28 protein-coding genes are annotated in these 24,407 nt (G+C 42.8%); 27 read left to right on the top strand and 1 reads right to left on the bottom strand.

The window, feature by feature from the left end:
• Positions 1 to 3: 3 nt before the first annotated feature.
• The 19 genes from fabF to P0G38_RS09960 all read left to right on the top strand — a co-directional run bounded on the left by fabF (position 4) and on the right by P0G38_RS09960 (position 15,206).
• Positions 4 to 1,242: a beta-ketoacyl-ACP synthase II gene (gene fabF / locus P0G38_RS10050; RefSeq protein WP_016610185.1), complete on the top strand. Its 1,239-nt coding sequence runs from the start codon at positions 4 to 6 to the stop codon at positions 1,240 to 1,242.
• Positions 1,243 to 1,725: an acetyl-CoA carboxylase biotin carboxyl carrier protein gene (accB, locus tag P0G38_RS10045; RefSeq protein WP_016610184.1), complete on the top strand. Its 483-nt coding sequence runs from the start codon at positions 1,243 to 1,245 to the stop codon at positions 1,723 to 1,725.
• A gap of 4 nt (positions 1,726 to 1,729) precedes the next feature.
• Positions 1,730 to 2,158 (top strand): 3-hydroxyacyl-ACP dehydratase FabZ, encoded by a 429-nt coding sequence (gene fabZ, locus P0G38_RS10040; protein WP_005225895.1) that lies wholly within the window; start codon positions 1,730 to 1,732, stop codon positions 2,156 to 2,158.
• A gap of 7 nt (positions 2,159 to 2,165) precedes the next feature.
• On the top strand, positions 2,166 to 3,530 hold the full coding sequence (locus tag P0G38_RS10035) for an acetyl-CoA carboxylase biotin carboxylase subunit (protein ID WP_005225896.1): 1,365 nt from the start codon (positions 2,166 to 2,168) through the stop codon (positions 3,528 to 3,530).
• 12 nt (positions 3,531 to 3,542) lie between these two features.
• Positions 3,543 to 4,412 carry an acetyl-CoA carboxylase, carboxyltransferase subunit beta gene (gene accD, locus P0G38_RS10030; protein WP_005225897.1) on the top strand — a complete coding sequence of 290 codons (870 nt, stop codon included), beginning with the start codon at positions 3,543 to 3,545 and terminating at the stop codon, positions 4,410 to 4,412.
• Positions 4,405 to 5,190 carry an acetyl-CoA carboxylase carboxyl transferase subunit alpha gene (locus P0G38_RS10025; protein ID WP_010748087.1) on the top strand — a complete coding sequence of 262 codons (786 nt, stop codon included), beginning with the start codon at positions 4,405 to 4,407 and terminating at the stop codon, positions 5,188 to 5,190. The genes accD and P0G38_RS10025 overlap by 8 nt, the downstream gene beginning before the upstream one ends.
• 190 nt (positions 5,191 to 5,380) lie before the next feature.
• Entirely contained in the window at positions 5,381 to 6,226 is an 846-nt protein-coding gene (locus P0G38_RS10020; RefSeq protein WP_005225899.1) for a transporter substrate-binding domain-containing protein, read from the top strand.
• A 22-nt stretch (positions 6,227 to 6,248) separates the two neighbouring features.
• Entirely contained in the window at positions 6,249 to 6,938 is a 690-nt protein-coding gene (locus P0G38_RS10015) for an amino acid ABC transporter permease (RefSeq protein ID WP_005225900.1), read from the top strand.
• 16 nt (positions 6,939 to 6,954) lie between these two features.
• Positions 6,955 to 7,680, top strand: a complete 726-nt coding sequence (locus tag P0G38_RS10010) for an amino acid ABC transporter ATP-binding protein (RefSeq protein WP_142968375.1) — start codon at positions 6,955 to 6,957, stop codon at positions 7,678 to 7,680.
• 359 nt (positions 7,681 to 8,039) lie between these two features.
• Positions 8,040 to 8,564 (top strand): YqeG family HAD IIIA-type phosphatase, encoded by a 525-nt coding sequence (locus tag P0G38_RS10005; protein WP_005225903.1) that lies wholly within the window; start codon positions 8,040 to 8,042, stop codon positions 8,562 to 8,564.
• A gap of 1 nt (position 8,565) precedes the next feature.
• Positions 8,566 to 9,684: a ribosome biogenesis GTPase YqeH gene (gene yqeH, locus P0G38_RS10000; protein WP_010748089.1), complete on the top strand. Its 1,119-nt coding sequence runs from the start codon at positions 8,566 to 8,568 to the stop codon at positions 9,682 to 9,684.
• 15 nt (positions 9,685 to 9,699) lie between these two features.
• Positions 9,700 to 10,011, top strand: coding sequence for a ribosome assembly RNA-binding protein YhbY (yhbY, locus tag P0G38_RS09995; RefSeq protein ID WP_005225905.1), 312 nt, complete (start codon positions 9,700 to 9,702; stop codon positions 10,009 to 10,011).
• 12 nt (positions 10,012 to 10,023) lie between these two features.
• The gene (locus P0G38_RS09990; RefSeq protein WP_275850531.1) at positions 10,024 to 10,665 is read left to right on the top strand and encodes a nicotinate-nucleotide adenylyltransferase; all 642 of its coding nucleotides are present in this window, start codon (positions 10,024 to 10,026) and stop codon (positions 10,663 to 10,665) included.
• Entirely contained in the window at positions 10,655 to 11,254 is a 600-nt protein-coding gene (gene yqeK, locus P0G38_RS09985; RefSeq protein ID WP_142968377.1) for a bis(5'-nucleosyl)-tetraphosphatase (symmetrical) YqeK, read from the top strand. Before P0G38_RS09990 ends, yqeK begins: the two co-directional genes overlap by 11 nt.
• Before the next feature lie 62 nt (positions 11,255 to 11,316).
• Complete coding sequence (gene rsfS, locus P0G38_RS09980) at positions 11,317 to 11,607, top strand: ribosome silencing factor (RefSeq protein WP_005225908.1); 291 nt, start codon at positions 11,317 to 11,319, stop codon at positions 11,605 to 11,607.
• Positions 11,607 to 12,335: a class I SAM-dependent DNA methyltransferase gene (locus P0G38_RS09975; RefSeq protein ID WP_034695540.1), complete on the top strand. Its 729-nt coding sequence runs from the start codon at positions 11,607 to 11,609 to the stop codon at positions 12,333 to 12,335. The genes rsfS and P0G38_RS09975 overlap by 1 nt, the downstream gene beginning before the upstream one ends.
• A gap of 27 nt (positions 12,336 to 12,362) precedes the next feature.
• Complete coding sequence (locus P0G38_RS09970) at positions 12,363 to 13,529, top strand: nucleotidyltransferase (protein ID WP_086295196.1); 1,167 nt, start codon at positions 12,363 to 12,365, stop codon at positions 13,527 to 13,529.
• A 79-nt stretch (positions 13,530 to 13,608) separates the two neighbouring features.
• On the top strand, positions 13,609 to 14,331 hold the full coding sequence (locus P0G38_RS09965; protein WP_005225911.1) for a YebC/PmpR family DNA-binding transcriptional regulator: 723 nt from the start codon (positions 13,609 to 13,611) through the stop codon (positions 14,329 to 14,331).
• A 215-nt stretch (positions 14,332 to 14,546) separates the two neighbouring features.
• Positions 14,547 to 15,206, top strand: coding sequence for a hypothetical protein (locus tag P0G38_RS09960; protein WP_005225912.1), 660 nt, complete (start codon positions 14,547 to 14,549; stop codon positions 15,204 to 15,206).
• 57 nt (positions 15,207 to 15,263) lie between these two features.
• Here P0G38_RS09960 and helD read toward each other — a convergent pair whose 3' ends face one another.
• Positions 15,264 to 17,543, bottom strand: a complete 2,280-nt coding sequence (gene helD, locus P0G38_RS09955) for an RNA polymerase recycling motor HelD (protein WP_086295198.1) — start codon at positions 17,541 to 17,543, stop codon at positions 15,264 to 15,266.
• A 140-nt stretch (positions 17,544 to 17,683) separates the two neighbouring features.
• On the opposite strand from helD, the gene P0G38_RS09950 reads away from it, so the two are divergent.
• The 8 genes from P0G38_RS09950 (at position 17,684) to nusA (ending at position 24,404) form a co-directional block, all read left to right on the top strand.
• Complete coding sequence (locus P0G38_RS09950; RefSeq protein WP_275850526.1) at positions 17,684 to 18,556, top strand: aminoglycoside 6-adenylyltransferase; 873 nt, start codon at positions 17,684 to 17,686, stop codon at positions 18,554 to 18,556.
• On the top strand, positions 18,526 to 19,023 hold the full coding sequence (locus tag P0G38_RS09945; RefSeq protein ID WP_081116852.1) for an ASCH domain-containing protein: 498 nt from the start codon (positions 18,526 to 18,528) through the stop codon (positions 19,021 to 19,023). Before P0G38_RS09950 ends, P0G38_RS09945 begins: the two co-directional genes overlap by 31 nt.
• Positions 19,024 to 19,111: 88 nt before the next feature.
• The gene (locus P0G38_RS09940; protein ID WP_005225916.1) at positions 19,112 to 19,288 is read left to right on the top strand and encodes a 2-hydroxymuconate tautomerase; all 177 of its coding nucleotides are present in this window, start codon (positions 19,112 to 19,114) and stop codon (positions 19,286 to 19,288) included.
• A 311-nt stretch (positions 19,289 to 19,599) separates the two neighbouring features.
• The gene (gene thrS / locus P0G38_RS09935) at positions 19,600 to 21,540 is read left to right on the top strand and encodes a threonine--tRNA ligase (protein WP_275850522.1); all 1,941 of its coding nucleotides are present in this window, start codon (positions 19,600 to 19,602) and stop codon (positions 21,538 to 21,540) included.
• A 174-nt stretch (positions 21,541 to 21,714) separates the two neighbouring features.
• Positions 21,715 to 22,149, top strand: a complete 435-nt coding sequence (locus tag P0G38_RS09930) for a DUF4234 domain-containing protein (protein WP_034857985.1) — start codon at positions 21,715 to 21,717, stop codon at positions 22,147 to 22,149.
• Entirely contained in the window at positions 22,134 to 22,487 is a 354-nt protein-coding gene (locus tag P0G38_RS09925) for a DUF2752 domain-containing protein (RefSeq protein ID WP_228094998.1), read from the top strand. Before P0G38_RS09930 ends, P0G38_RS09925 begins: the two co-directional genes overlap by 16 nt.
• Positions 22,488 to 22,694: 207 nt before the next feature.
• Complete coding sequence (gene rimP, locus P0G38_RS09920; RefSeq protein ID WP_005225920.1) at positions 22,695 to 23,168, top strand: ribosome maturation factor RimP; 474 nt, start codon at positions 22,695 to 22,697, stop codon at positions 23,166 to 23,168.
• Positions 23,169 to 23,189: 21 nt separating this feature from the next.
• Positions 23,190 to 24,404 (top strand): transcription termination factor NusA, encoded by a 1,215-nt coding sequence (nusA, locus tag P0G38_RS09915; RefSeq protein ID WP_060792086.1) that lies wholly within the window; start codon positions 23,190 to 23,192, stop codon positions 24,402 to 24,404.
• The last annotated feature ends 3 nt before the right edge of the window (positions 24,405 to 24,407 follow it).

Genomic DNA, 24,407 nt, shown 5'->3' with positions numbered 1-24,407 from the left:
TAGATGAATCGAGTAGTAGTTACAGGATACGGCGTCACTTCTCCAATCGGAAATGACCCAGAAACATTTTTAGCAAGTTTACAAAACGGGACCAACGGCATCGGCCCGATTACAAAATTTGACGCAGAAGCAACAGGGATCTCAGTTGCCGCTGAGGTCAAAGATTTTCCGTTAGAAAAGTACTTCGTTAAAAAAGATACGAAGCGGATGGATCTTTTTTCCATTTATGGAATTTATGCGGCGTTAGAAGCGATGGAAATGGCGAAGTTAGATACAGAAACCATTGATGTGGATCGTTTTGGCGTGATGGTTGGTTCAGGGATCGGCGGCTTGCCAACGATTCAAGACCAAGTAATTCGGATGCATGACAAAGGAGCAAATCGGGTATCACCAATGTTCGTACCGATGTCGATCGTAAATATGGTTGCCGGCAACATTGCATTACGGGTAGGTGCGAAAGGCATTTGTACGACGACTGTTTCCGCCTGTGCTTCTGGTACCCATTCAATCGGTGAAGCTTTTCGGAACATCAAGCATGGCTACGCAGATGTCATGATCGCTGGTGGTTCAGAAGCGACGATCTGTGAAATCGGTATCGCTGGTTTTGCGTCTCTGACGGCGTTAACCACTGAATCAGACCCTGACAAAGCTTCCGTTCCGTTTGATAAAAATCGTAGTGGGTTTGTCATGGGTGAAGGCGCTGGTGTCTTCATTTTAGAATCATTGGCGCATGCGCAAAAACGTGGGGCAACGATTTTAGGTGAAGTCGTAGGGTATGGTGCGAACTGTGATGCCTACCATATGACTGCGCCAAATCCTGATGGATCAGGTGCCGGAAAAGCAATGAAATTGGCGATGCAAGAAGCAGCGATCACCCCGGCTGAAGTTGGCTACATCAATGCCCACGGTACAAGCACGCCTGCCAATGACAGTGCAGAAGCGACATCGATCCAATACGGATTGGGCGAAGACTATAAAAAACCATATGTCAGCAGTACAAAGTCAATGACTGGTCATTTGCTTGGAGCGGCTGGTGGAATCGAAGCCATTGCTTCACTATTAGCATTACAACATCAATTTATTCCACCAACCATCAACGTGACAGAACAAGATCCTGAGATCGACTTGAACGTTGTTATCAATCAAAGCCAACCAGCAGAATTGACCTATGCCATGAGTAATTCACTTGGGTTTGGCGGTCATAATGCAGTGATCTTGCTGAAACGTTGGGAGGAAGCGTAATTGGAAACACATGAGGTAAAAGAGCTGCTCAGCCAATTCGATCAATCGACGTTAACTGAGCTTCAATTAAAAAAAGAGACATTTGAACTTTATTTTAATAAAAATACGACAAGTGGGCTACAAAGTGCATCCTCTGCACCTGCATCTGCTCCTGCAGCGAATGCTGCGCCAACTCCTGTTGCACCAACGCCTGCTGTCTCAGCAACACCGGACACAGTAGAAACGGCAAAACCTGTTTTAGAGGGCAAAGAAGTTGTCTCTCCATTAGTGGGTGTCGTTTATTTGAAACCAAGTCCTGATAAAGACAACTTCAAACAAATCGGCGATCACGTGAAAAAAGGTGATATTCTCTGTATCGTTGAAGCGATGAAAGTCATGAATGAAATCGTCAGCGACGTCGATGGCGAATTAGTTGAAGTCTTGGTTGAAAGCGAACAAATCGTTGAATACAATCAACCATTATTCCGTGTGAAAGAAGGGTAAAGCAATGAGCGCATTAACGATTCAAGAAATCAAAGAAATCATCCCTCATCGTTATCCGATGCTTTTAGTGGATCGGGTAGAGGAGTTAGAAGAAGGCAAACGGGTCGTTGCGAAGAAAAACGTTACTATCAATGAGCCGTTTTTCCAAGGTCATTTTCCCCATGAACCAGTGATGCCCGGAGTATTGATCGTGGAAGCAATGGCACAAGCAGGTGCTGTGGCATTGCTATCATTGGAAGATTTTCGTGGGAAAACTGCCTACTTTGGCGGTTTAGACAAAGCAAAATTCAGAAAAAAAGTAACACCAGGCGATACCTTGATCTTAGAAGTAGAAATAATCAAAGTGAAATCTGCAGCTGGCATCGGCAAAGGAATTGCCTATGTTGATGGGAAAAAAGTGGCGGAAGCAGAATTGACTTTCATGATTGGATAGGTGAGACATGTTTTCTAAAGTATTGATCGCAAACCGTGGCGAAATCGCCGTACGTATCATTCGCGCTTGTCGCGAATTAGGTATTCAAACGGTCGCCGTTTATTCAGAAGCAGATAAAGAGGCGTTGCATACAGAGCTTGCCGATGAAGCGATTTGTATCGGACCTGCCAAAGCAGCCGACTCTTATTTGAATGTACAGCAGATCCTAAGCGCTGCGATCGTCACAAAGGCTGAGGCGATCCATCCTGGATTTGGCTTTCTTTCAGAGAATAGCCGCTTTGCTGCGATGTGCGAGGAATGCAATATCGTCTTTATTGGGCCAAAGAGTGAGACTATCGATGCAATGGGAAACAAAATCAATGCAAGACGCTTGATGATCGAAGCAGAAGTACCGGTCATTCCCGGAAGCAAAGGCGCGATTTCTGATGTGGAAGAAGCTTTAACGATCGCTGAAGAGATTGGTTACCCAGTCATGCTCAAAGCTGCGGCCGGCGGTGGCGGTAAAGGGATACGGAAAGTCGCAGATAAAGAAGCATTGCCTCATCATTTTGCTTCGGCGCAACAAGAAGCGAAAGCGGCATTTGGCAACGATGAAATGTACATTGAAAAAATCATTTATCCTGCTCGACACATAGAAGTGCAAGTGTTAGGTGATTCTTTTGGTAATATTATCCACCTTGGTGAACGCGATTGCTCGCTACAACGCAACAACCAAAAAGTGTTGGAAGAATCCCCTTCTGTGGTGATTTCTGAAAGCAAGCGAGCAGAACTAGGAGAAGCAGCGGTGCGTGCCGCACAAGCGGTAGGGTATCGTAATGCTGGCACGATCGAGTTTTTAATGGCGGACACTGGGGAGTTTTATTTCATGGAAATGAACACTCGAATCCAAGTGGAACACCCGATCACCGAAATGGTGACAAACATTGATTTAGTCAAAAAACAACTTGAAGTCGCTAGTGGTGAACCGCTAGGTTTGACGCAAGCAGACATCAAGATGACGGGCGCGGCGATCGAATGTCGGATCAATGCAGAAAATCCAGCCTTCAATTTTGCACCGTCACCAGGCAAGATCAACAATTTGTTTTTACCAAGTGGCGGCCTAGGCGTTCGTGTAGACAGTGCCATGTATTCTGGCTACACGATTCCACCTTATTATGATTCTATGATCGCTAAAGTGATCGTTCACGGCGAGAACCGTTTCGAAGCGTTGATGAAGATGCAGCGGGCGTTAGCCGAATTAGTGACCGATGGTGTCATTACGAATGCAGAATTCCAAATGGACTTGATCAGTCACCCGAAAGTGATTGCGGGAGACTATACAACCGCCTTTTTACAAGAGGAATTTCTGCCAAATTGGACACCTGAACAATAGGAGGGAAGATGAGTGGCTTTATTTAAGAAGAAAAACTACATTCGCATCAATCCTAATCGAGGTCAGCTGCCAACGAACGAACCAGTCGTACCAGATAATCTTTGGGCGAAATGTCCTAGTTGCAAACGAACGCTTTATACGAAGGAGATGGGGGCAGAGAAAGTCTGTCCTCACTGCGGGTATAATTTCCGAATCAGTGCCTGGGAACGGATCGCTATCACGATTGATGAGAAAAGTTTTGAAGAATGGGACACAGATGTAACCACAAAAGATCCTCTTGATTTTCCTGGATATTTGGATAAAGTCGCACAAATGCAAGAAAAAACTGGGTTGCATGAGGCTGTCCTCACAGGAGAAGCAAAAGTTCAAGGATTGCCGTTAGCGATCGGGATCATGGATGCGAATTTCATCATGGGCAGTATGGGAACGGTCGTGGGGGAGAAGATCACCCGTTTGTTTGAACGTGCGATCGAAAAACAGCTACCAGTTGTTCTTTTTACCGCTTCAGGTGGTGCGCGGATGCAAGAAGGAATTTTGTCGCTGATGCAAATGGCAAAAATCTCTGCCGCGGTAAAACGCCACAGTAAAGCTGGCTTGTTTTATCTAACGGTTTTAACGGACCCGACAACCGGTGGCGTCACCGCTAGTTTTGCGATGGAAGGGGATATCATCCTGGCAGAACCGCAAGCCTTGATCGGTTTTGCTGGACGACGTGTGATTGAACAAACCATTCGTCAGGAACTACCTGAAGACTTTCAAAAGGCAGAGTTTCTGTTAGATCATGGCTTTGTCGATCAAATCGTTCCACGGACGAACTTGCGGGAGAAAATCCACCATTTGATTTCTTTGCATACGCGGAAAGGATGGGATCGCAATGACTAGAGCAGCCCACGAGATCGTTGAACTCGCTCGCAGCAAAGACCGTTTGACGGCACTGGATTACTTTGACGGCATTTTTTCTGAGTTTGAAGAGTTTCATGGAGACCGTCTGTTTGGCGAAGATGAAGCCGTTGTTGGCGGCATTGCTTGTTTAGATGGCAAGCCAGTGACCGTGATCGGTATTCAAAAAGGCCGTAATCTGCCTGAAAATTTACGCAGAAACTTTGGCTCACCACATCCTGAAGGTTATCGCAAAGCGTTACGCTTAATGAAGCAAGCAGAAAAATTTCAGCGACCTGTGGTCACATTGATCAATACAGCAGGGGCGTTTTGCGGTATTGGCGCGGAAGAGCGCGGAGAAGGCGAAGCGATTGCCCGTAACTTGATGGAAATGTCCGATTTAACGGTGCCGATCTTGGCAATCATCATTGGTGAAGGCGGCAGCGGCGGTGCCTTAGCACTAGCATTAGGCGATGAGGTTTGGATGATGGAACATTCGATCTATGCCATTTTATCTCCCGAAGGCTTTGCTTCGATCCTATGGAAAGATGGCAGCCGTGCCAAAGAAGCTGCTGGCTTGATGAAGATCACAGCTCAAGAACTATATGAACTCGGTGTTATTGAAAAAGTGATTGCTGAAACCCATGAAGAGGCCTTTTTACCGAAAGAGCAATTGATGGAACAGATGAAAGCGGCAATTTCAACGAAACTTGCCGAACTTTCTACCTTGCAAACAGATGAATTGCTTGAGGCAAGGTATCAACGTTTTCGCCGATTTTAAAAACTAGGATATCCACTCTGATTAGAGGATGGGTATCCTAGTATTTTTTTATTAAAAGTGTTATTGAATAAATCGTACAAATGGCGAAGTTTTTAGTTTAAAATTTAATTATTCTGTGCTATTATGTATATATTCTGAATATAAGAAGATTATATTGCATAAATATTTGTTTTGAAGAGGAGCGTTTTTAATGAAAAAATTATTTGGAGCACTTGTTGTATTGACGGGGATTTTGGTTTTAGGAGCTTGTGGGAATGGCGGCTCATCGAGTACTGGAAGTTCTAGTGCCAGCGGTTCGGCGGATAATCAATTGGAAGCCATCAAAGCAGCTGGTGTGTTAAATGTGGCAACTTCTGCTGACTTTGCCCCGTTTGAATTTCATGCCTTGATCGATGGCAAAGATACGATCGTGGGCGCAGATATCGATATGGTCAATGAGATCGCTGATCGTCTTGGTGTCGAAGTGAATATTTTGGACCTTGATTTCAATGCTGTTTTGACTGCTTTGCAACAAGGGAAAGCCGATATCGCTGTTTCAGGCATCTCAGCAACTGACGAACGTAAACAGACTTTTGATTTCACCGATAACTATTTTACACCAGAACAAAAATTAGTTGTTAATAAAAACAATGAATCGGCATTTGATTCAATCGAAAGCTTGTCTGGCAAAAAAGTAGGCGCTCAAAAAGGCTCGATCCAAGAAATGATCGTTCAAGATCAATTAGCTGATTCGCAATTGGTTTCCATCGCCAAAGTTCCGAATCTAGTCAATGAATTGAAGCAAGGCTCGATCGACGGTTTGGTCCTTGAAAGTGCGGTTGCTGAATCGTATGTTGCACAAAATGATGACCTCGTGATCACTGATGTAGCATTAGAAGCATCTGAAGGCGATTCTTATGCAATTGCTTTACCTAAAGGGAGTACCGAATTACAAGAAGAACTAAACAGTATTTTGAAAGAATTGATTGAAGATGGTACAATCGATGAGTATGTACAAAAGAACACAGATCTAGCCAACGAAAATGCGGCGCAATAGATAGAACGGAGTAGACACAATTATGGATTTATCCTTTTTAGCGATATATTACCCTTATTTTCTTTCTGGTGTGGTGATCACCATCGTGATCTCTATCATCACCGTGATCTTTGGAACGATTCTAGGGGTGATTTTTGCCCTAATGAAATTATCAAAAGTGACGCCTTTGCGCTGGTTTGCTAATGCGTATATTGAAGTCATCCGCGGCACACCGATGCTGGTGCAGATATTGATCGCTTTTGGTCTTTTGCAAGGAATGTTTGCCTTGCCGACGGTCTCGATCGGCGTGTTGAGTCTTGATTTTGGGCGGCTATTTCCTGGGATCATTGCGCTCTCGCTTAATTCTGGGGCATATGTTGCTGAGATCGTCCGAGGGGGAATCAATGCCGTTGATTACGGTCAAACAGAAGCGGCTGGTTCTTTAGGGTTGCGGCCTTTTCAAACGATGCGTTATGTCGTATTGCCACAAGCACTACGCAACATTTTGCCGCCACTAGGCAATGAATTTATCGTTTTGATTAAGGATTCCTCTTTGCTTTCAACGATCGGCATCTACGAGCTGATGAACAGTGCGCAGATCGTTGTCACCAGTTCTTTCCAACCATTAACGCCTTTCTATGTGGCGGCGGTCATTTACTTCATCTTGACGTTTACGACTTCGCGACTATTGAGTTTATGGGAAAAGAAACTAGGCAAAGGCTATCGTCGTTAAAAGGAGAAGACAAGCTATGATGTTAGATATTCAAGATTTACACAAAACCTTTGGCAGCAATCAAGTGCTAAAAGGGATCACAACGACGATCGATCAAGGAGAAGTCGTAGTGGTGATTGGGCCATCTGGGTCAGGAAAAAGCACGTTTTTACGCTGTTTGAACCTATTAGAAGTACCGACAAGCGGAAAAATCTTTTTTGAAGGAACCGATATTATCGATCCAAAGAATGATTTGTATAAGATGCGTGAAAAAATGGGTATGGTATTTCAAAATTTTAATCTTTTTCCGAATATGACGGTTTTAGAAAACATTACTTTGTCCCCGACGAAAGTCAAGAAGGTAGCAAAATCGGCGGCTGATCAGTTGGCAAAACAACTACTAAATGATGTTGGCTTACCAGACAAAGCAAAAGCCTATCCTCAAAGTCTTTCTGGTGGACAAATGCAACGAATCGCTATCGCACGTGCCTTGGCGATGGAACCAGACGTGATGCTCTTTGATGAACCGACTTCAGCGTTAGACCCAGAAATGGTTGGCGAAGTATTGTCCGTCATGCAGCGTTTGGCTCAGCAAGGAATGACGATGGTCATCGTCACTCATGAAATGGGCTTTGCGAAAGAAGTCGCGGATCGGATTTTATTTATGGATCAGGGAATCATTATGGAGGAAGGAACGCCAGAACAGATCTTTGATCATCCGAAAAATCCACGAACCATTGATTTTTTGAGTAAAGTATTGTAAACTGCGAGAAGTTCGCAGTTGTTAGTGATAAATTTGGACCTTTCCTAAGCATCCTTTCAGTAAAAGGATGCTTTTTTGACGGAAAAAAGACTACTTTAAAGAAGTGATAGGACAAACGGTTGTCTTGGCAGGTTCCTTTTTCAGTTCTTTTACAAGAAACCTGCAGAAACTGGCGCACTTGCTAGTATTCAAAAAGATTCTATTGTATAATTACAGGTTGAAGAGGTCTGATCTTGATAGAAACCATCTGCGTGATTGTAGGCAGATCGGACTGTTTCTTTTTAAGGATCGACAATTTGGATCGATGACTAGTCGCCGATTTTTAATACGTAAAGAAATCATGCAGCAAAGGAGATTTTATGTTTTCAAATTATAAACCGACTTGGATGGTCGATGCGATTTATAAAATCACCCCTAGCCAACTAAAGGCACAGGGGATCAAAGGGATTTTGACCGATCTTGATAATACCTTGATTGCTTGGAACAATCCTGACGGAACCGAAGAACTAAAAAACTGGCTACTGGAAATGAAAAATGCTGGGATACCGGTAGTTGTCGTTTCCAACAACAATAGTGAACGAGTGGCACGGGCAGTTGCGCCCTTTGGCTTAAAGTACGTACACCGCGCATTAAAACCTTTTTCAAGAGGGATCAAACAAGGCTATCAGCAATTAGGCTTGAAAAAAGAAGAGGTCGTGATGATCGGCGATCAAATCATGACGGATGTACGAGGTGCCAATCGTGCCGGTGTTCGCAGTATTTTAGTGAAACCAGTGATCCCAACGGATTCTTGGAAAACCCAATTTAATCGAGCCGCAGAAAGAAAAATCATGAACTATTTATTGAAGCACAACCCAGAGTTAAAATGGCGTGGAGGAATTTAATATGACAGAAGGAATCGAAGAAATTCACTGTATCGGCTGCGGGGCAGTGATTCAGACAACGAACCCCAATGAATTGGGCTACACCCCGCAATCCGCATTAGAAAAAGGACTTGAATCAGGAGAAGTCTATTGTCAACGCTGCTTCCGTTTGCGCCATTACAATGAGATCCAAGATGTTTCCCTTACCGACGATGATTTTCTGCGTCTACTGAATGAAATCGGGGAAAAAGAAGCCTTGATCGTTAATGTCGTTGATATTTTCGATTTTAATGGTTCATTGATCCCAGGACTGCACCGCTTTGTCGGCAATAATCCTGTTTTATTAGTGGGCAACAAGGTGGATATTTTGCCAAAATCTTTGAAAAAATCGAAGATGACCCAATGGATGAAGGAACGTGCTCATGAAGCTGGTTTAAGACCAGTGGATGTATTATTGACGAGTGCCAAGAAGCCAGGTGAAACGGAAGCTTTACTGCAAGCGATCGAAACGTATCGTGAAGGACGCGATGTCTATGTGGTGGGTGTGACGAATGTTGGAAAATCAACATTGATCAATCAAATCATCAAACAAACAGCGGGGATCAACGAATTGATCACGACTTCGCGTTTCCCAGGCACCACATTGGATAAAATCGAGATTCCATTGGATGACGGACACTTCTTGATCGACACACCAGGAATCATTCATCGTCATCAAATGGCGCATTATTTAGGTAAAAAAGATCTAAAAATCGTGGCACCAGCCAAAGAGATCAAACCAAAGGTGTATCAGTTGAATCCAGAACAAACTTTGTTCTTAGGAGGACTTGCCCGATTTGATTTCATTCAAGGAGAACGCAGTTCATTTATTGCTTATGTAGCAAATGATGTGGCGATCCATCGGACCAAATTAACGAAAGCCGATGAGTTTTATGAGAAACATGTTGGTGGGCTGCTGCAGCCGCCGCGAGCAGATGAAGTGGCGGATTTTCCTGAACTCGTCCGTTTCGAATTTTCAATCAAAGAAAAAACCGATATCGTTTTTGCTGGACTTGGCTGGATCACGATCACCAAACCGTGTGTCATCGCTGGGTGGGCGCCAAAGGGTGTCGATGTGCTTAGACGTAAAGCATTAGTATAAGGAAGAAGGAAGAATATGGACTTAAGAGGAAAACAAAAAAGATTTTTACGAAGTGAAGCGCACCATTTAAACCCGATTTTTCAAATCGGCAAAGGCGGCTTGAATGACGCGATGATGGCGCAAATTGAAGAAGCGCTAGAAAAACGAGAATTGATCAAAGTCTCATTGCTCCAAAATACCGATGAGGTTGCTGACGAAGCAGCTGAAACGATCCGTGAGAAAGTCGGCTGTGAAGTGGTACAGATCATCGGACGAGTGATCGTTTTATTCAAACCGTCAAGCAAAGAAAAATACCAAACGATTTCAAGCAAAGTTCGTTCAATTTAGGAGGGAGAAGGCATGCAAGGACAAACATTTGGAAAGGTACAAACGGTTTTAGAGACACAAACACAAGAACATGTACCGAAAAAGCAAGTGGGCATTCTTGGTGGGAATTTTAATCCAGTACACTACGCACATCTGGTCATGGGTGAGCAAGTAGGGCAAGCATTAGGGCTGGATAAAGTTTATTTCATGCCTGAGTATTTACCGCCTCATGTTGATGAGAAAAAGACGATCCCAGCTGAGCACCGCTTGGCGATGTTGGAGTTGGCGATCGCCGATAATCCGCGATTTGCTGTAGAGACCATTGAGTTGGAACGAAAAGGTAAGAGTTATACGGTTGATACGATGCGGGAATTGACAGCTAAGAATCCAGATACCAATTATTATTTTATCATTGGCGGGGATATGGTGAACTATTTACCAAAATGGCATCAAATCGATGAGCTGATGGAATTGGTGACTTTTGTGGGGGTTCGTCGTCCAGAAGTGCCGATCGATAGCCCATACCCGATTATTTGGATCGATATCCCGCTAATGGATGTCAGCTCAACAACAATTCGTAAAAAAGTGCAACAAGGTTGTTCGGTTCGCTACTTATTGCCAGATAATGTGTTACACTATATTCAAGAAAAGGGGTTGTACTTGGATGAAGAGTGAACACTACACACAAGCAGAACGGGAACTTTTGATGCAAAAGGTCCAAATGCAGATGAGTCAAAAGCGCTTTGAGCATGTGTTAGGTGTCGAAAAAACGGCCGTTGCCCTTGCGGAAAAATATGGTGCTTCACCGGTCAAAGCCAGCATCGCCGCCTTGACGCATGATTATGCGAAAGAACGCAGCGATGAAGAATTTCAATTAGTCATTCGTAGAGACGGATTCGACTTGGATCTCTTGAACTGGAACAATGCTATCTGGCATGGACTTGTCGGTGCTGATTTCGTTCAACGAGAACTAGAAATCGATGATGAAGAAATCTTACAAGCGATCCGTTTGCACACAACCGGAGCAGCCAAGATGAGCCTGCTAGATAAAATCGTCTATGTGGCAGATTATATCGAACCCGGACGTACGTTTCCTGGAGTCGTTGAAGCCAGAGAGATCGCAATGATCGACTTAGATGCCGCTGTTGCTTACGAAACGAAACATACCTTGCTTCATTTGATCGAAACAGAAGCAGTTATCTACCCAAAAACGATCGAAACCTACAATTTTTGGGTAGCCAAATATAGGAGGGAATTACCATAGATAGTCAGAAAATATTAGAAATTGCTGTAAAAGCCGCGGATTCAAAACATGCCGAAGATATTATGGCATTAGATGTGCGGGAAATCTCTTTGCTAGCAGATTACTTTGTGATCTGTTCAGGAAATAGCGAACGTCAAATCAATGCGATCATTGATGAAGTCATCGATAAAGAAGAAGAAAATCAAGTATCTGTTCGCCGTGTCGAAGGAAAAGATGGTGGAAAATGGGTCTTGATCGACTTAGGTGACGTGATCGTTCACGTATTCAGTGCCTCAGAACGTGCTTTTTACAACCTAGAAAAATTATGGTCTGATGCGCCGCTTGTGGATCTTAATGAATGGGTCGTGGCGTAATGGCTTACGAAACCTTCGCATTTGTCTATGACGAAGTAATGGATTCCAGTCTCTATAAAAAGTGGCTGGATTTTTCTTGTCGTCATTTAGGAAAAAGAAAACAGCTGTTAGAATTGGCTTGTGGAACTGGTGCGTTAGCCGTTGAGTTTGCCAAGGCTGGTTTTGACGTGACTGGGTTAGATCTTTCAGAAGAGATGCTGATGATCGCTAGTCAACGGGCTGAAAAAGAAGAGGCGGCTGTGCAATTTGTTGCGGGTGACATGCTGGATCTCGTAGATGTTGGCACCTATCAAGCAATTACCTGCTATTCTGACTCCCTTTGCTACATGGAAGACGAGCAGAGTGTGCAGCAAGTGTTTGATGGTGTTTACAGTTGTTTAGAAGAAGATGGCGTCTTTTTATTTGATGTGCATTCCGTATATCAAATCGATGAAGTCTTTCCTGATTATAGCTATCATTACCAAACCGATGAATTTGCCTTTCTTTGGGAAAGCTATCAAGGCGAAAAAGACCATAGCATTGAACACTTCTTGACCTTTTTTGTTGCACAAGAGAATGGGTTGTTTGAACGCTTAGATGAGCTTCATCAAGAAAGAACCTATCCTCTTGAAAGCTATTTAAGAATGTTAGAAAATGCTGGTTTTGCTAATGTTGAATGCTACGCTGATTTTATCGATACAAAACCAAATGAAAAAAGCCGTCGCTGGTTTTTTGTCTGCCATAAGTAACCGTTATGTAAAACAGGAGGGATGTCGATGAAGGCTTGCGGACTAGTCGTAGAATATAACCCTTTTCACCATGGCCACCAATACCATGTGGACAAAGCCAGGCAAGAAACCAACGCTGATGTCATTGTAGCTGTGATGAGTGGGAATTTTTTACAGCGTGGCGAACCAGCAATCATCGATAAATGGCAACGAGCCCAAGCGGCATTGCAAAATGGCGTCGATTTGGTCGTTGAACTGCCATCCGCTTGGGCCGTCCAGTCTGCTGATTTTTTTGCAGCGGGAGCGATTAGGATCTTACAAAATCTGCAATGTGATTCTTTGTGTTTTGGAACAGATGCGAAACAACCCTTTGACTATGCAAAGTTCGCTCAGTTTGAAAAAGAAAATCAGCGGATGATCGATGACGCATTTCAACGCATAGCTAGGCAAAATGCTACCTATAGTAAAAAAATGAGTATGGTCCTCAGTGAGCTTTATCCTGAGTACCATGCAGAAAAAGACCAGCCGAATCATCTGTTGGGTATGGCGTATGCACGGGAAGTGCTGCATTATGAAAAACCAATGCGTTTGGTCCCCATCCAACGCGTTGCGGCGTCTTATCATTCAGAACAATTCGATCATCCAACAATCGCCAGTGCAACAGCCATTCGCCAAGCAATCAAACAAGGTGCAGCTGTTGTGGATTTTGTTCCTGAAGCCACACAAAACTTTCTTTCACAAGCAACAGTCGACTGGGAAGCCTTTTGGCCGTATCTTCAATACCAGATCATTTCTGCCCCAATCGAAAAATTAGCTGCTATTTACCAGATGGAAGAAGGACTAGAATATCGACTAAAACAATATGTGACGGCGGCGGATTCTTTTGCAGATTTTATCAAGTTGTTAAAGACAAAACGCTATACCCAAACGAGACTGCAGCGTCTTGCTTGTTATGTATTGTTCCAAGTGACAAAAGCTGAAATGAAGGAAGCTCAAGAACATTCCTTTATTCGAGTCTTAGGGTATACGAAGCAAGGGCAGCACTATTTAAAAGAGGTCAAAAAAGAGCTGACCCTGCCGCTGATCGCTAAATTTGGTAAGCAAGAAGCACAGCGCTATGGCTTGTCATTGCGGATCGACCAGATTTATCAGCAAGGGAATCCTCAAATCACAGAACAAAATTTTCGAAGAATTCCGCTTTTTATTGATAAATAAGTGAAAATTACTTCACAGAACGCCATTTGACAAGTATAATGAATAAGGATTTTTAAAAACAAGAAAGCGAAGTGAAATCATGGGTCGTAAATGGGCAAATATCGTAGCGAAAAAAACTGCTAAAGATGCAAACAATAGCCGAGTTTATGCAAAATTTGGAATCGAAATCTACGCAGCAGCAAAATCGGGTGATCCTGATCCTCACGCGAACCAAAAATTACGCTTTGTTATCGAACGTGCGAAAACCTACAATGTGCCAAAACACATTATTGACCGTGCGATTGAAAAAGCCAAAGGTTCTGGCGATGAACAATACTCAGAACTTCGATACGAAGGATTTGGACCAAATGGATCAATGGTGATCGTCGATACGTTGACAAATAACGTCAACCGTACCGCAGCCGATGTTCGGGCCGCTTTTGGTAAAAACGGCGGGAATATGGGTGTTTCAGGGGCCGTTGCTTATATGTTTGATAACACGGCACTCTTTGGCTTTGCCGGTGACGATGCGGATGAAATCTTAGAATACTTGATGGACAAAGAGATCGATGTTCGTGATGTCGTTGAAGAAGATGGACAAATCATCGTTCACGGTGAACCAAGTGACTTCCATGCCATTCAAGAAGCCTTGAAAGAAAAAGGAATCACTGAATTCTCAATTGCAGAAATGCAAATGATTCCTCAAAATGAAGTAACCTTGACGGGTGACGATCTAGAAAAATTCGAAAAAATGATCGATGTGTTAGAAGATCTTGAAGACGTACAAAACGTCTATCACAATGTGGCAGATGCGGAAGAATAAGTGTCACTTGGCAGCCTAGAGACAATCTGGCTGCCATTTTTTTAGTATGTTTTTTTATGTAGAGGCTTTGTCGCTTATGCAAGAGAAATAATGAAGCGGTAGCGTTGCTCATTTACTGAAAATTCTTCTGTGTTGATCATCTTTTCAGTTGGTTTCTATACATTTTATGTGTTATGATTTACTACATAAGCAAACAAATCGTTAGGGGGGCAGACATGGAAGAAAAAATCGTTTTAGAGCCATTTAATCGAATCTTAAGTGGTTTTGAAAAGCTAGCAGAAGTGTCTGTATCGATTTCTGACTGCTCGGCTCTTTGTCGGAAATATCAAAAGTATGGGGTAGAAGGGTATCGTCTAGGTGATTATCGTGGTTCTTCTTATTTGAATCGTTATTTAAATGTCGTCGTTGATCGCGCACCCTTATTAATTTATAAAGAGCGATTCTTGATTCCATTAGTCTTTCGCATGTCGGAATACTCTGAACGGCTCTTTATCGATGAGTATCGAATGGAAGGGTTCTTCTTGCTGTTGGATTGGCTTTTAGAGCACCGACCAGAAAAAGCAATTATTGATTATAAACGAACGCGTGCTTTGCCTCATAGAAAAGAATTTGTCATCGACAGTTCCTATGTACTTTTTCGATTGACAGAAATTCTGGATGGCGCTGGCTTTCCTCTTAGTCGCTTTACGACGATTGAAGAATTTAGTGAGTGGAATCGTACCCATCGCTTGATCGATAACGGCAGCATTGGACGACATACAAAATTATTCGTTCCAGAAGATCCCGAACACGTTTCTGAGCTGCAAATGATTTTAACCATCGTAGGGATGCGCTATCCAGAAACCCGTTTATTTATTGGCGAGTTAAAAGGCTAAAAAAACATCACGATCGGCTTGTTTCCTTTGGGAACTCGCCGATCGTGATGTTTTTTGTTATCCGATCGTTGATGCTTCTTGGAACTGATAAGTGGTAGGATCAGCTTTTGCTAGCAGCGGCAATTCCTCTTGGGTGAGGACGGTCAACTGATGCATCGCCCGTGTCGCCATTGTATAAAAAATCAATTGGTCTTGTTCAGTCACGAAAGTGGCACCTGGTGTCCAGACAAATACTTGGTCAAACTCTAGCCCTTTTGCTAAAAAGGCCGGGAAGATCATCACATTGCGTTTCATGAAGTCTTCTTCAGAGGTGATCAGCTGCACTTGTTCCTGCATTGTTTCTGCCAGCTGGGCATATAACTGCTGGCAATCCTTTGCGGTTTTACAAATGATCGCGGTGCGCCAACGCTGATTCTCAGCGGCGTCACGAATACTGGTTTCTAGGAAAGCCAGATTTTCAGTTGCAGTTCCTTTAACAATTGTTGGTACCGCCCCTTTACGAGCCGTCAATTCCACTTGATCACTGCCAACTAAAAATTGATTGGCGAAATCTGTGATTTCCTTAGTCGAACGATAGCTGGTTTTCAATTGATAACGTTTCACACTTTCGCGGGGGAATAATTCTGCTAATGCCCCGACGATCGTTTCATTGCCATACACTTTTTGATTCAAATCGCCGCACAGGGTGATGCCAGCCTTTGGATAAAGCTGACGCAGTAGGGCCACTTGTGCTGGTGGAAAATCCTGCATTTCATCGATAAAGATAAACCGAGCTTTTTCTTCGACATGAACAGGATAAAGCTGTTTGATCAGTAAGAAAAACAAAACGGCGTCTTCTTGTTTGATCTGTCTTTGGCGCATGCCTTGTCGAATATCGGCAATACTTTGCTGCCAAGTCGCAGCCTCGATGCCAGTTTCTTTGACTGCAGCAGACTCAACCGATTGTAAAAAGTGTAAGTATTGCTTGGCTTGGTTGATAAACTGAAAGTTTTTCACTCCTCGCGTCAAGGAACGGAACTTCTTGCGGACGATCTGCTGTCTAAGTTTCTTCCGCAAACGGCGTTCGTTTTCTTCGCTGTATTCCTGATGAGGATCATTGGCAAATACTTGTTGCAATTGTTCTTCGGTCGCTTCTTTGACCCAGTCTTTTTTGGCTTCATCTTTTTCCAAGCCGCCGATTTTTTTTAATAATTTCGTTTGAAGCAGTTGGGTTCTTTGGTAAATCGGCAGTTCGTTATTGGTTTCTTGATACCAGCGGCGAATCTGTTCTTTTGTCAAATAGGTTTGCCCTTGGATTTTTAGATCACGGAACAAGGGACCGATCGGTGCAATCGAACGGACATAACGGTTGATTTTTTCCACCAAGAAAAGACTACTTTTGATTTTTTCAATGGCATCATCATCGCCACTTAAAAAGGTTTCTTCTTGTTGGGTTTCTTTCGTCACTTCATAGCCAGTCAGAATCAATTGGATAAAGTGGTGGAAGGTTCTTGTGGGCACTTCACTTTCACCTAAAGAAGGCAGGACCATGGAAATATAGTCAGAAAACAAATGATTGGGTGAAAACAGCAAGACTTGTTTTTCGTCCAACCATTTGCGATTCCGATAAAGTAAAAAGGCGACCCGCTGCAACAAAGCAGAGGTTTTCCCACTTCCAGCAATTCCTTCGATCAGTAAGAATTTATTGGTGGTATCACGAATGATTTGATTCTGTGCTTTTTGGATCGTCGAAACGATGTTACGCATTTGAGAAGAAGAGGCTTCATCCAATATTTCCAACAAAAATTCGTCATTGATGATCTCCGAAGTATCGACCATCGACAAGATTTCACCATTTTGAATTTTAAATTGGCGTTTCAAAAGCAATTCTACCGTAAACCGATCAGTGTCTGTTTCGTAGAAGGTCTCACCAAGCTCTCCTTCATAATAAAGATTGGCGATCGGTGCGCGCCAGTCGATGACGATCGTTTCTTCATCTTTGTCTCGCAATGAAGCGATCCCCAAATAGAGGGTCTCGGTTTCTTGTTCTTCTTTGAAATCGATTCGAGCAAAATACGGATTGCCCGCCATCGTTGTTAAGGTTTTGACGCGTTTTTCTTGTGATTCTGCGGTTTGGTATTTTATCAGCAATTCTTGTTCATGCTGCTGGTACTCGATAACTGATTCATAAAAGGCTTCACTGTCGCCCCCGCGAATTTTCTTATCGGCGATTTCTTTTAATTGATCATCCATTTTAGCGGCTAACTCTTGTTTTTGCTGCGAAAGGATCGCTTGTTCTCTGTGGATCAGAGCAATGGTTTCATTGACATGTTGTTGTTCTTTTTGACGTTCGTTCACGAAGGATCCTCCTTAAAAAAATTGCGACATAAAATTATAGCATATTTTCCCTGCGAATGTCGTGGAAAAAAAGAAACTATGCTAATATTTATAAAAAGAGCTTAGGTGTTCAAAAACGAAACGAAAAAGAGGTGGAGACGGTGAGGGAAGAAGCAGAATTGCACCAATTGATCCTGTCTGTGGGGCAACGTGTTGGGGCACGTGCCATCGGTTTATCTGGTTCACGGACCGATCCACAGGCGCCAAAAGATTTTTTACAAGACTTTGATGTGGTTTACGTAATGAATGATATTCAGCCCTTGGTCGATGATCCTTCATGGTTAGAAGCCTTTGGACCGATCATGATCAGGCAAACACCGGAAGCTAGCACCATCTATCCGCCAAGTTTGGGCGGGTGTTTTACGTACTTGATGCATTTTTTAGACGGAGTAAGAATCGATCTCATGCTATGTCCTCTTGCACTGGTCGATCGTCTGGCTAACGAACCAGGCTTGCATCCGCTGCTTGATCCAGACCAAATACTAAGTTTTGCTAATCAAGCAAATCATTCGCATTACTGGATCAAGCGCCCGACCCAAGCCGCTTTTCAGGAACACTGCAACGAATTTTGGTGGGTAAGCACGTATGTCGTGAAAGGGCTGCTTCGAAAGCAGCTGATTTATGCTGCGGATCATTTATACACTATTTGTTGGCAAGAATTGTTATGGATTGAAGATTTGTTCGTTGCCCAAGCTCAGCAATTTCAGGTGAGTACAGGGAAAAATCATAAATACCTACAGTCGTTTCTAACGGAAAAGGAGTGGCGGGAATTGACCTCATTGCTTGATTTTTCCACGATCACTGCCTGCGGTCAGTCCCTCTTGAAGATGCAAAAACGTTTTGATGGCCAAGCAAAGAACATCAGCGAGAAATTAGGGCTGGCCTATGATTGGCAAGAAGCTGAGAATGTCCAAACATATACGAAGTATTGGAGTGAAAAAAATTGGCAGATGAAACCAGAGAATCAAAAATAAAAGACTGTCAGATTCAGGCGTTTTGGCAGCGGTTTTTAAAAGCAAATCCAAGAAATCAATCTCCTTTGACCTATGAAGATGCTTGGTCCTTTGGTGATACACCACAAATGGCCGATGAACTGGCAGCACTGGTTTTAGCTGGCAAAAAGACGGCAACGACATCTGCCGCTGCGCTCTATGAAATCGAGCAAGAAGCATTGCCGCAATCAGGAACCTATAGTGTCCTTTTAAATGGGTCGGATGTACCAAAAGCTGTTCTTTACTTAGAGTCAGTGTCGATCGTGCCTTTTGATGAGGTGACAGCAGACTTTGCCTTTTTAGAAGGGGAAGGAGATCGCACTTTGGCTTATTGGCGCCGTGTTCATGAAGCTTTTTTTCGACGAGCTTATGCCTCAGCGGGGTTGTCTTTTCACGATCAAATGCTGTGTGTTTGCGAAAAGTTTTGTGTCGTTTATCAGGAAGAATAAAGTCATGGTTTTCCTTGGAAACCAAGGTAATAGTTTTTGTCTTTTTGAAAAAGGTGTATAATCAAAAGCAAACAAAGGAGGAAATCGTATGCCATTTATCCATGTCGAACTAGTTGAAGGACGTTCGCAAGAGCAACTGACGAATATGATGAAAGAAATCACTGAGGCGGTCCATAAAAATACAGGCGCCCCTAAAGAGCATATCCATGTTATCATCAATGAAATGAAGCAAGGAACCTATGCTGTGAATGGCGATTGGAAATAATTCTCTTGCTTTTTTATCAAGAGAGTGGTTTAATTGAGCCATAATCGATCAATAAAAAAGACACCTGAATTTGAGAGTCTTCGATAAGAGAGGGAAATCTTGGCTGAAAATTTCCTAGAAGAAAACCAAAGGATGACCACTTTTTTAAGACCTCTGTTGAAACGGAGGCGGTTGAACCGTTATCTCATGAAGAGGAAAACAGACTTTTTCTGTTTTTGAAGAATAGGTGGAACCACGAGTGATCGTCCTAGTATCGTAACCGATACTAGGACTTTTTTTATTGATTGAAATCATCAAAGGAGGACATTCATATGTCATTATTTATTACATTTCCTGATGGCGCAAAAAAAGAATTTGCTGTTGGGGTAACAACCAAAGAGATTGCTGAAAGTATCTCGAAAAGTCTTGCAAAGAAAGCCTTAGCTGGAAAAGTCAATGGACAACTGATCGATCTTTCACGTCCGATCGAAGAAGATGCAACGATTGAGATCGTGACACCCGATCATGAAGACGCCTTAGGCTTACTTCGTCATTCGACAGCTCATTTAATGGCTCAAGCTATGCGCAGACTCTATCCATCGATCCATTTTGGGGTAGGACCTGCAATTGATTCTGGTTTTTACTATGACACAGACAATGGGGAAAACCCAGTAACTGCAGAAGATCTACCAGCAATCGAAGCAGAGATGATGAAGATCATCAAAGAAAATCTGCCAATCGAACGCCGCGTGTTAACAAAAGAAGAAGCGTTGACCCTTTTTGCCGAAGATCCATACAAAGTAGAGTTGATCACTGAATTACCAGATGATGAAACGATTACTGCCTATCAGCAAGGTGAATTTGTCGATCTTTGCCGCGGTCCTCACGTCCCATCAACTGGTCGTATCCAAGTGTACAAATTGTTATCAGTGGCAGGTGCTTACTGGCGTGGAAGCTCTGACAACCAGATGATGCAACGGGTATACGGAACAGCCTTTTTCGATAAAAAAGACTTGAAGGAATTTATCCGTTTACGAGAAGAAGCAAAAGAACGCGATCATCGCAAATTAGGAAAAGAATTAGAATTGTTCATGTTATCACCTGAAGTCGGCGCTGGTTTGCCTTTCTGGCTGCCAAAAGGAGCTACGATCCGTCGTACGATCGAACGGTATATCGTGGACAAAGAAATCAGCTTAGGGTACCAACATGTGTATACACCAATCATGGCAAACGTGGATCTATACAAAACCTCAGGGCACTGGGATCATTACCATGAAGACATGTTCCCGCCAATGGATATGGGGGATGGGGAAATGTTAGTATTGCGACCAATGAACTGTCCGCATCATATGATGGTTTATAAAAATGACATTCATTCGTATCGTGAGCTACCGATTCGGATCGCTGAATTAGGGATGATGCACCGCTATGAAAAATCAGGGGCATTATCTGGATTGCAACGGGTTCGGGAAATGACTTTAAACGATGGGCATACATTCGTCCGTCCGGATCAAATCAAAGAAGAATTCAAACGGACACTTGATTTAATGATCGGTGTTTATGAAGACTTTAATATCACCGATTATCGTTTCCGTCTAAGTTATCGTGATCCACAAAACAAAGACAAATATTTTGATGACGATGCAATGTGGGAAAATGCGCAAACGATGCTAAAAGCCGCTATGGATGAATTAGAATTGGATTATTTTGAAGCAGAAGGCGAAGCAGCTTTCTATGGACCAAAACTAGATGTCCAAGTGAAAACAGCTTTAGGCATGGAGGAAACCTTGTCAACGATCCAATTAGATTTCTTGTTGCCTGAACGGTTTGACCTAACGTATGTTGGTGAAGATGGTGAAAACAACCACCGTCCAGTGGTGATCCACCGCGGCATCGTTTCAACGATGGAACGCTTTGTGGCTTATCTAACGGAAGTCTATAAAGGCGCATTCCCAACTTGGTTGGCGCCGATCCAGGCATCGATCATTCCAGTTTCAGTCGAAGCTCACAGTGACTATGCTTACGAAATCAAAGAACGCTTGCAGGCACAAGGACTGCGGGTAGAAGTGGATGACCGCAACGAAAAAATGGGGTATAAGATCCGCGCATCACAAACCCAAAAAATTCCTTACCAAATCGTTGTTGGGGATCAAGAAGTCAATGACGCGACAGTCAATATCCGTCGCTACGGCAGCAAGGAGACCCAAGTCGAAGAATTGAGTTTGTTTGTTGATGCAATGGCTGCTGAAGTGAAAAATTATAGTCGAGCATAGCTTTTGGTTCAAAGAAAACGAATGATTTTATAGTATAGGCACCTGCTTTCAGTAGGTGCTATTTACCTTTTTTAATCTATATAAAATAAAATAATTAGATTTTTTTTGTTTTTGTGAATAAAATCGTGTATAATTAGTAAGTGATAAAAAGGAATAAACTAGAAGGAGTTTGTGATGAATTATAATTACGGAGTTAGAAAGAAATCGGTTGTATCGGTCATTTTATTAACATTTATTACTTGTGGCATTTATACATTCTTTTGGATGTACCAAACAACCAAAGAGCTAGCAGAGTACAGCGGGGATAATCGTCTTTCGCCAGAAACGTCGATTTTACTCACGATCCTTACTTGCGGATTGTACCAAATTTATTGGTGGTACCGAATTGCGGATATCTTTATGAGTGCACAACAACGAGCGAATATGCCTCGTCTGAGTGACAACAAAATCCTTTTTGTCGTCTTGAGCCTTTTTGCTTTTGATTTCATCAACATGGCGATTTTACAAGGTGATATGAATCAAATGTGGGAAGCAGCTGATCAAAATGCCATGATGTCATCTGCTACATCAAACGATTCGTCTGATTCAGATGATTGGGTCGATTATTGATTTGTCCGTTTAAATGGTTAACGGGGTTTCCTTGTCCAGGTTGTGGCATGACGCGCGCCTACTTGCACTTATTTCAGGGTGATCTTGAAGGTGCGCTGCATTTTCATCCCTTGTTTTGGTTAGTGCCGATCGTATTCGGAATCGTTTTGTTCAAAAAAAATCCGAAAATCAGCAAACTTTACCACAGTCACAACCTGTGGCTGACCTTGATACTTTTGGTACTAGTGGTTTATGGTGGTCGGCTCTGGCTTCATTTCCCACATGACGCGCCAATGGACTTTGATCCAGAGAGCATTTTCCCACAACTACTACGTCGGATTGGTCAAGTGATTCACTAACAGCCATTCACCCAGGCATTAAAAATCTTTAAGAAAATGCTTTGTTTTTTTCTGAAAGCGAAGGGAACATGCGACAGTAGTTGAATCTTTATGAAAATTGTGTTATATTTACAATGTAATGATACTTAGAGTGAGTGAGCGGTTTTTTCGCTCACTCTTTTTAATGGAATGAAGTTCGTTTCGTTGAGAAATAAAGGAGGCGATGTTGTGAGTACGGTAGTGGAAACTGTTACAGATATAGTGACCCCTATTCTGGATGCGCAAAAATTTGAATTAGTTGAAGTAGAATTCGTGAAGGAAGGGAAAAATTGGTTTCTTCGTGTGTTCATCGATAAAGAAGGCGGAATCGATATCGAGGAATGTGCCTTTGTCAGTGAACAACTTAGTGAACAATTAGACCAATGCGAACCTGATCCTATTCCACAGGCCTATTTCTTGGAAGTTTCTTCCCCTGGCGCCGAGCGTCCATTGAAGAAAGAAGCAGATTATCAACGGGCAGTCGGCGAGTACATTCATGTTTCTTTATATCAACCGATTGATGGAGAAAAACAGTTCGAAGGCTTTTTACAGTCATTCGACGAAAATCAGCTAGTTATTAAGACCCGAATCAAAACCAGAGAAAAAGAACGAACGATCGACCGGAAAAATATTGCCAAAGCTCGTTTAGCCATTCAATTTTAAACACGGAGGAATGAAAGAATCATGAGTAAAGAAATGTTGAATGCATTGGATGCATTAGAAGCAGAGAAAGGCATTTCAAAAGAGATTGTCATCGATGCCTTGGAAGCGGCATTGGTTTCAGCGTACAAACGTCATTACGGGCAAGCGCAAAATGTGGAAGTTGAATTTGATCAGAAAAAAGGCAACATCCACGTCTATGCAGTCAAAGAAGTGACAGAAGAAGTCATGGACTCGCAACTAGAGGTTTCATTAAAAGAAGCGATGACAATCAATCCCGCTTATGAAATCGGCGACAAAATCCGTTTTGAAGTAACGCCTAAAGACTTTGGTCGTATTGCGGCGCAAACGGCAAAACAAGTCATTTTGCAACGGGTCCGTGAAGCAGAAAGAAACATTATCTATAACGAATTTAGTGCGTACGAAAAAGACATTCTGCAAGGAATCGTTGAACGCCAAGACAATCGTTATATCTATGTAAACTTAGGCAAAATTGAAGCCGTGCTTTCAAAACAAGACCAAATGCCAAATGAGTTTTATCAACCCCATGATCGGATCAAAGTATTCGTTTCTCGTGTTGAAAATACTTCGAAAGGCCCTCAAGTATTCGTTAGCCGTAGCCATCCAGATTTGCTACGCCGATTATTTGAACAAGAAGTGCCAGAAGTATATGATGGTACTGTAGAGATCGTAAGTATTGCTCGTGAAGCAGGGGATCGTGCCAAAGTTGCTGTTCGTTCCTTTGATGCCAACGTCGATCCAGTCGGCACTTGTGTTGGTCCTAAAGGTCAACGGGTTCAAGCGATCGTCAATGAACTAAAAGGCGAAAACATGGACATCGTGGAATGGAATGAAGATCCAGCGATCTTCATCGCCAATGCGTTGAATCCAGCAGAAGTCAGCGACGTTATTTTCGACGTTGATAATCCGAAGGCATGTACTGTTGTCGTGCCTGATTACCAATTATCATTGGCGATCGGTAAACGCGGACAAAATGCTCGTCTAGCAGCCAAATTGACTGGCTTCAAAATCGATATCAAATCAGAAACAGATATGGAAGAGTTTTATGCGAAGCTGGATGAAGGCGACTATATCGATGAGTATGATGCAACTGCTTCAGAAGCTGCTGAAGAAAGCAGCACAGAAGCAACAGAATCTGCAGAAACAGTTGATGAAGCGATCCTTTCATCAGACATGACTGCAGATGATTATGAAAATGTTGAGTTTGACGAAAAATAGTTG

Source organism: Enterococcus casseliflavus (assembly GCF_029215545.1).
Lineage (GTDB): Bacteria > Bacillota > Bacilli > Lactobacillales > Enterococcaceae > Enterococcus_D > Enterococcus_D casseliflavus.
This window is presented reverse-complemented; position numbering and strand designations above follow the sequence as displayed.

Coding starts and splice junctions, on each gene's coding strand:
- fabF (WP_016610185.1), top strand. CDS start 4: ATGAATCGAGTAGTAGTTACAGGATACGGCGTCACTTCTCCAATCGGA.
- fabZ (WP_005225895.1), top strand. CDS start 1,730: ATGAGCGCATTAACGATTCAAGAAATCAAAGAAATCATCCCTCATCGT.
- P0G38_RS10035 (WP_005225896.1), top strand. CDS start 2,166: ATGTTTTCTAAAGTATTGATCGCAAACCGTGGCGAAATCGCCGTACGT.
- P0G38_RS10025 (WP_010748087.1), top strand. CDS start 4,405: ATGACTAGAGCAGCCCACGAGATCGTTGAACTCGCTCGCAGCAAAGAC.
- P0G38_RS10020 (WP_005225899.1), top strand. CDS start 5,381: ATGAAAAAATTATTTGGAGCACTTGTTGTATTGACGGGGATTTTGGTT.
- P0G38_RS10015 (WP_005225900.1), top strand. CDS start 6,249: ATGGATTTATCCTTTTTAGCGATATATTACCCTTATTTTCTTTCTGGT.
- P0G38_RS10010 (WP_142968375.1), top strand. CDS start 6,955: ATGATGTTAGATATTCAAGATTTACACAAAACCTTTGGCAGCAATCAA.
- P0G38_RS10005 (WP_005225903.1), top strand. CDS start 8,040: ATGTTTTCAAATTATAAACCGACTTGGATGGTCGATGCGATTTATAAA.
- yqeH (WP_010748089.1), top strand. CDS start 8,566: ATGACAGAAGGAATCGAAGAAATTCACTGTATCGGCTGCGGGGCAGTG.
- yhbY (WP_005225905.1), top strand. CDS start 9,700: ATGGACTTAAGAGGAAAACAAAAAAGATTTTTACGAAGTGAAGCGCAC.
- P0G38_RS09990 (WP_275850531.1), top strand. CDS start 10,024: ATGCAAGGACAAACATTTGGAAAGGTACAAACGGTTTTAGAGACACAA.
- yqeK (WP_142968377.1), top strand. CDS start 10,655: ATGAAGAGTGAACACTACACACAAGCAGAACGGGAACTTTTGATGCAA.
- rsfS (WP_005225908.1), top strand. CDS start 11,317: ATGGCATTAGATGTGCGGGAAATCTCTTTGCTAGCAGATTACTTTGTG.
- P0G38_RS09975 (WP_034695540.1), top strand. CDS start 11,607: ATGGCTTACGAAACCTTCGCATTTGTCTATGACGAAGTAATGGATTCC.
- P0G38_RS09970 (WP_086295196.1), top strand. CDS start 12,363: ATGAAGGCTTGCGGACTAGTCGTAGAATATAACCCTTTTCACCATGGC.
- P0G38_RS09965 (WP_005225911.1), top strand. CDS start 13,609: ATGGGTCGTAAATGGGCAAATATCGTAGCGAAAAAAACTGCTAAAGAT.
- P0G38_RS09960 (WP_005225912.1), top strand. CDS start 14,547: ATGGAAGAAAAAATCGTTTTAGAGCCATTTAATCGAATCTTAAGTGGT.
- P0G38_RS09940 (WP_005225916.1), top strand. CDS start 19,112: ATGCCATTTATCCATGTCGAACTAGTTGAAGGACGTTCGCAAGAGCAA.
- thrS (WP_275850522.1), top strand. CDS start 19,600: ATGTCATTATTTATTACATTTCCTGATGGCGCAAAAAAAGAATTTGCT.
- P0G38_RS09930 (WP_034857985.1), top strand. CDS start 21,715: ATGAATTATAATTACGGAGTTAGAAAGAAATCGGTTGTATCGGTCATT.
- nusA (WP_060792086.1), top strand. CDS start 23,190: ATGAGTAAAGAAATGTTGAATGCATTGGATGCATTAGAAGCAGAGAAA.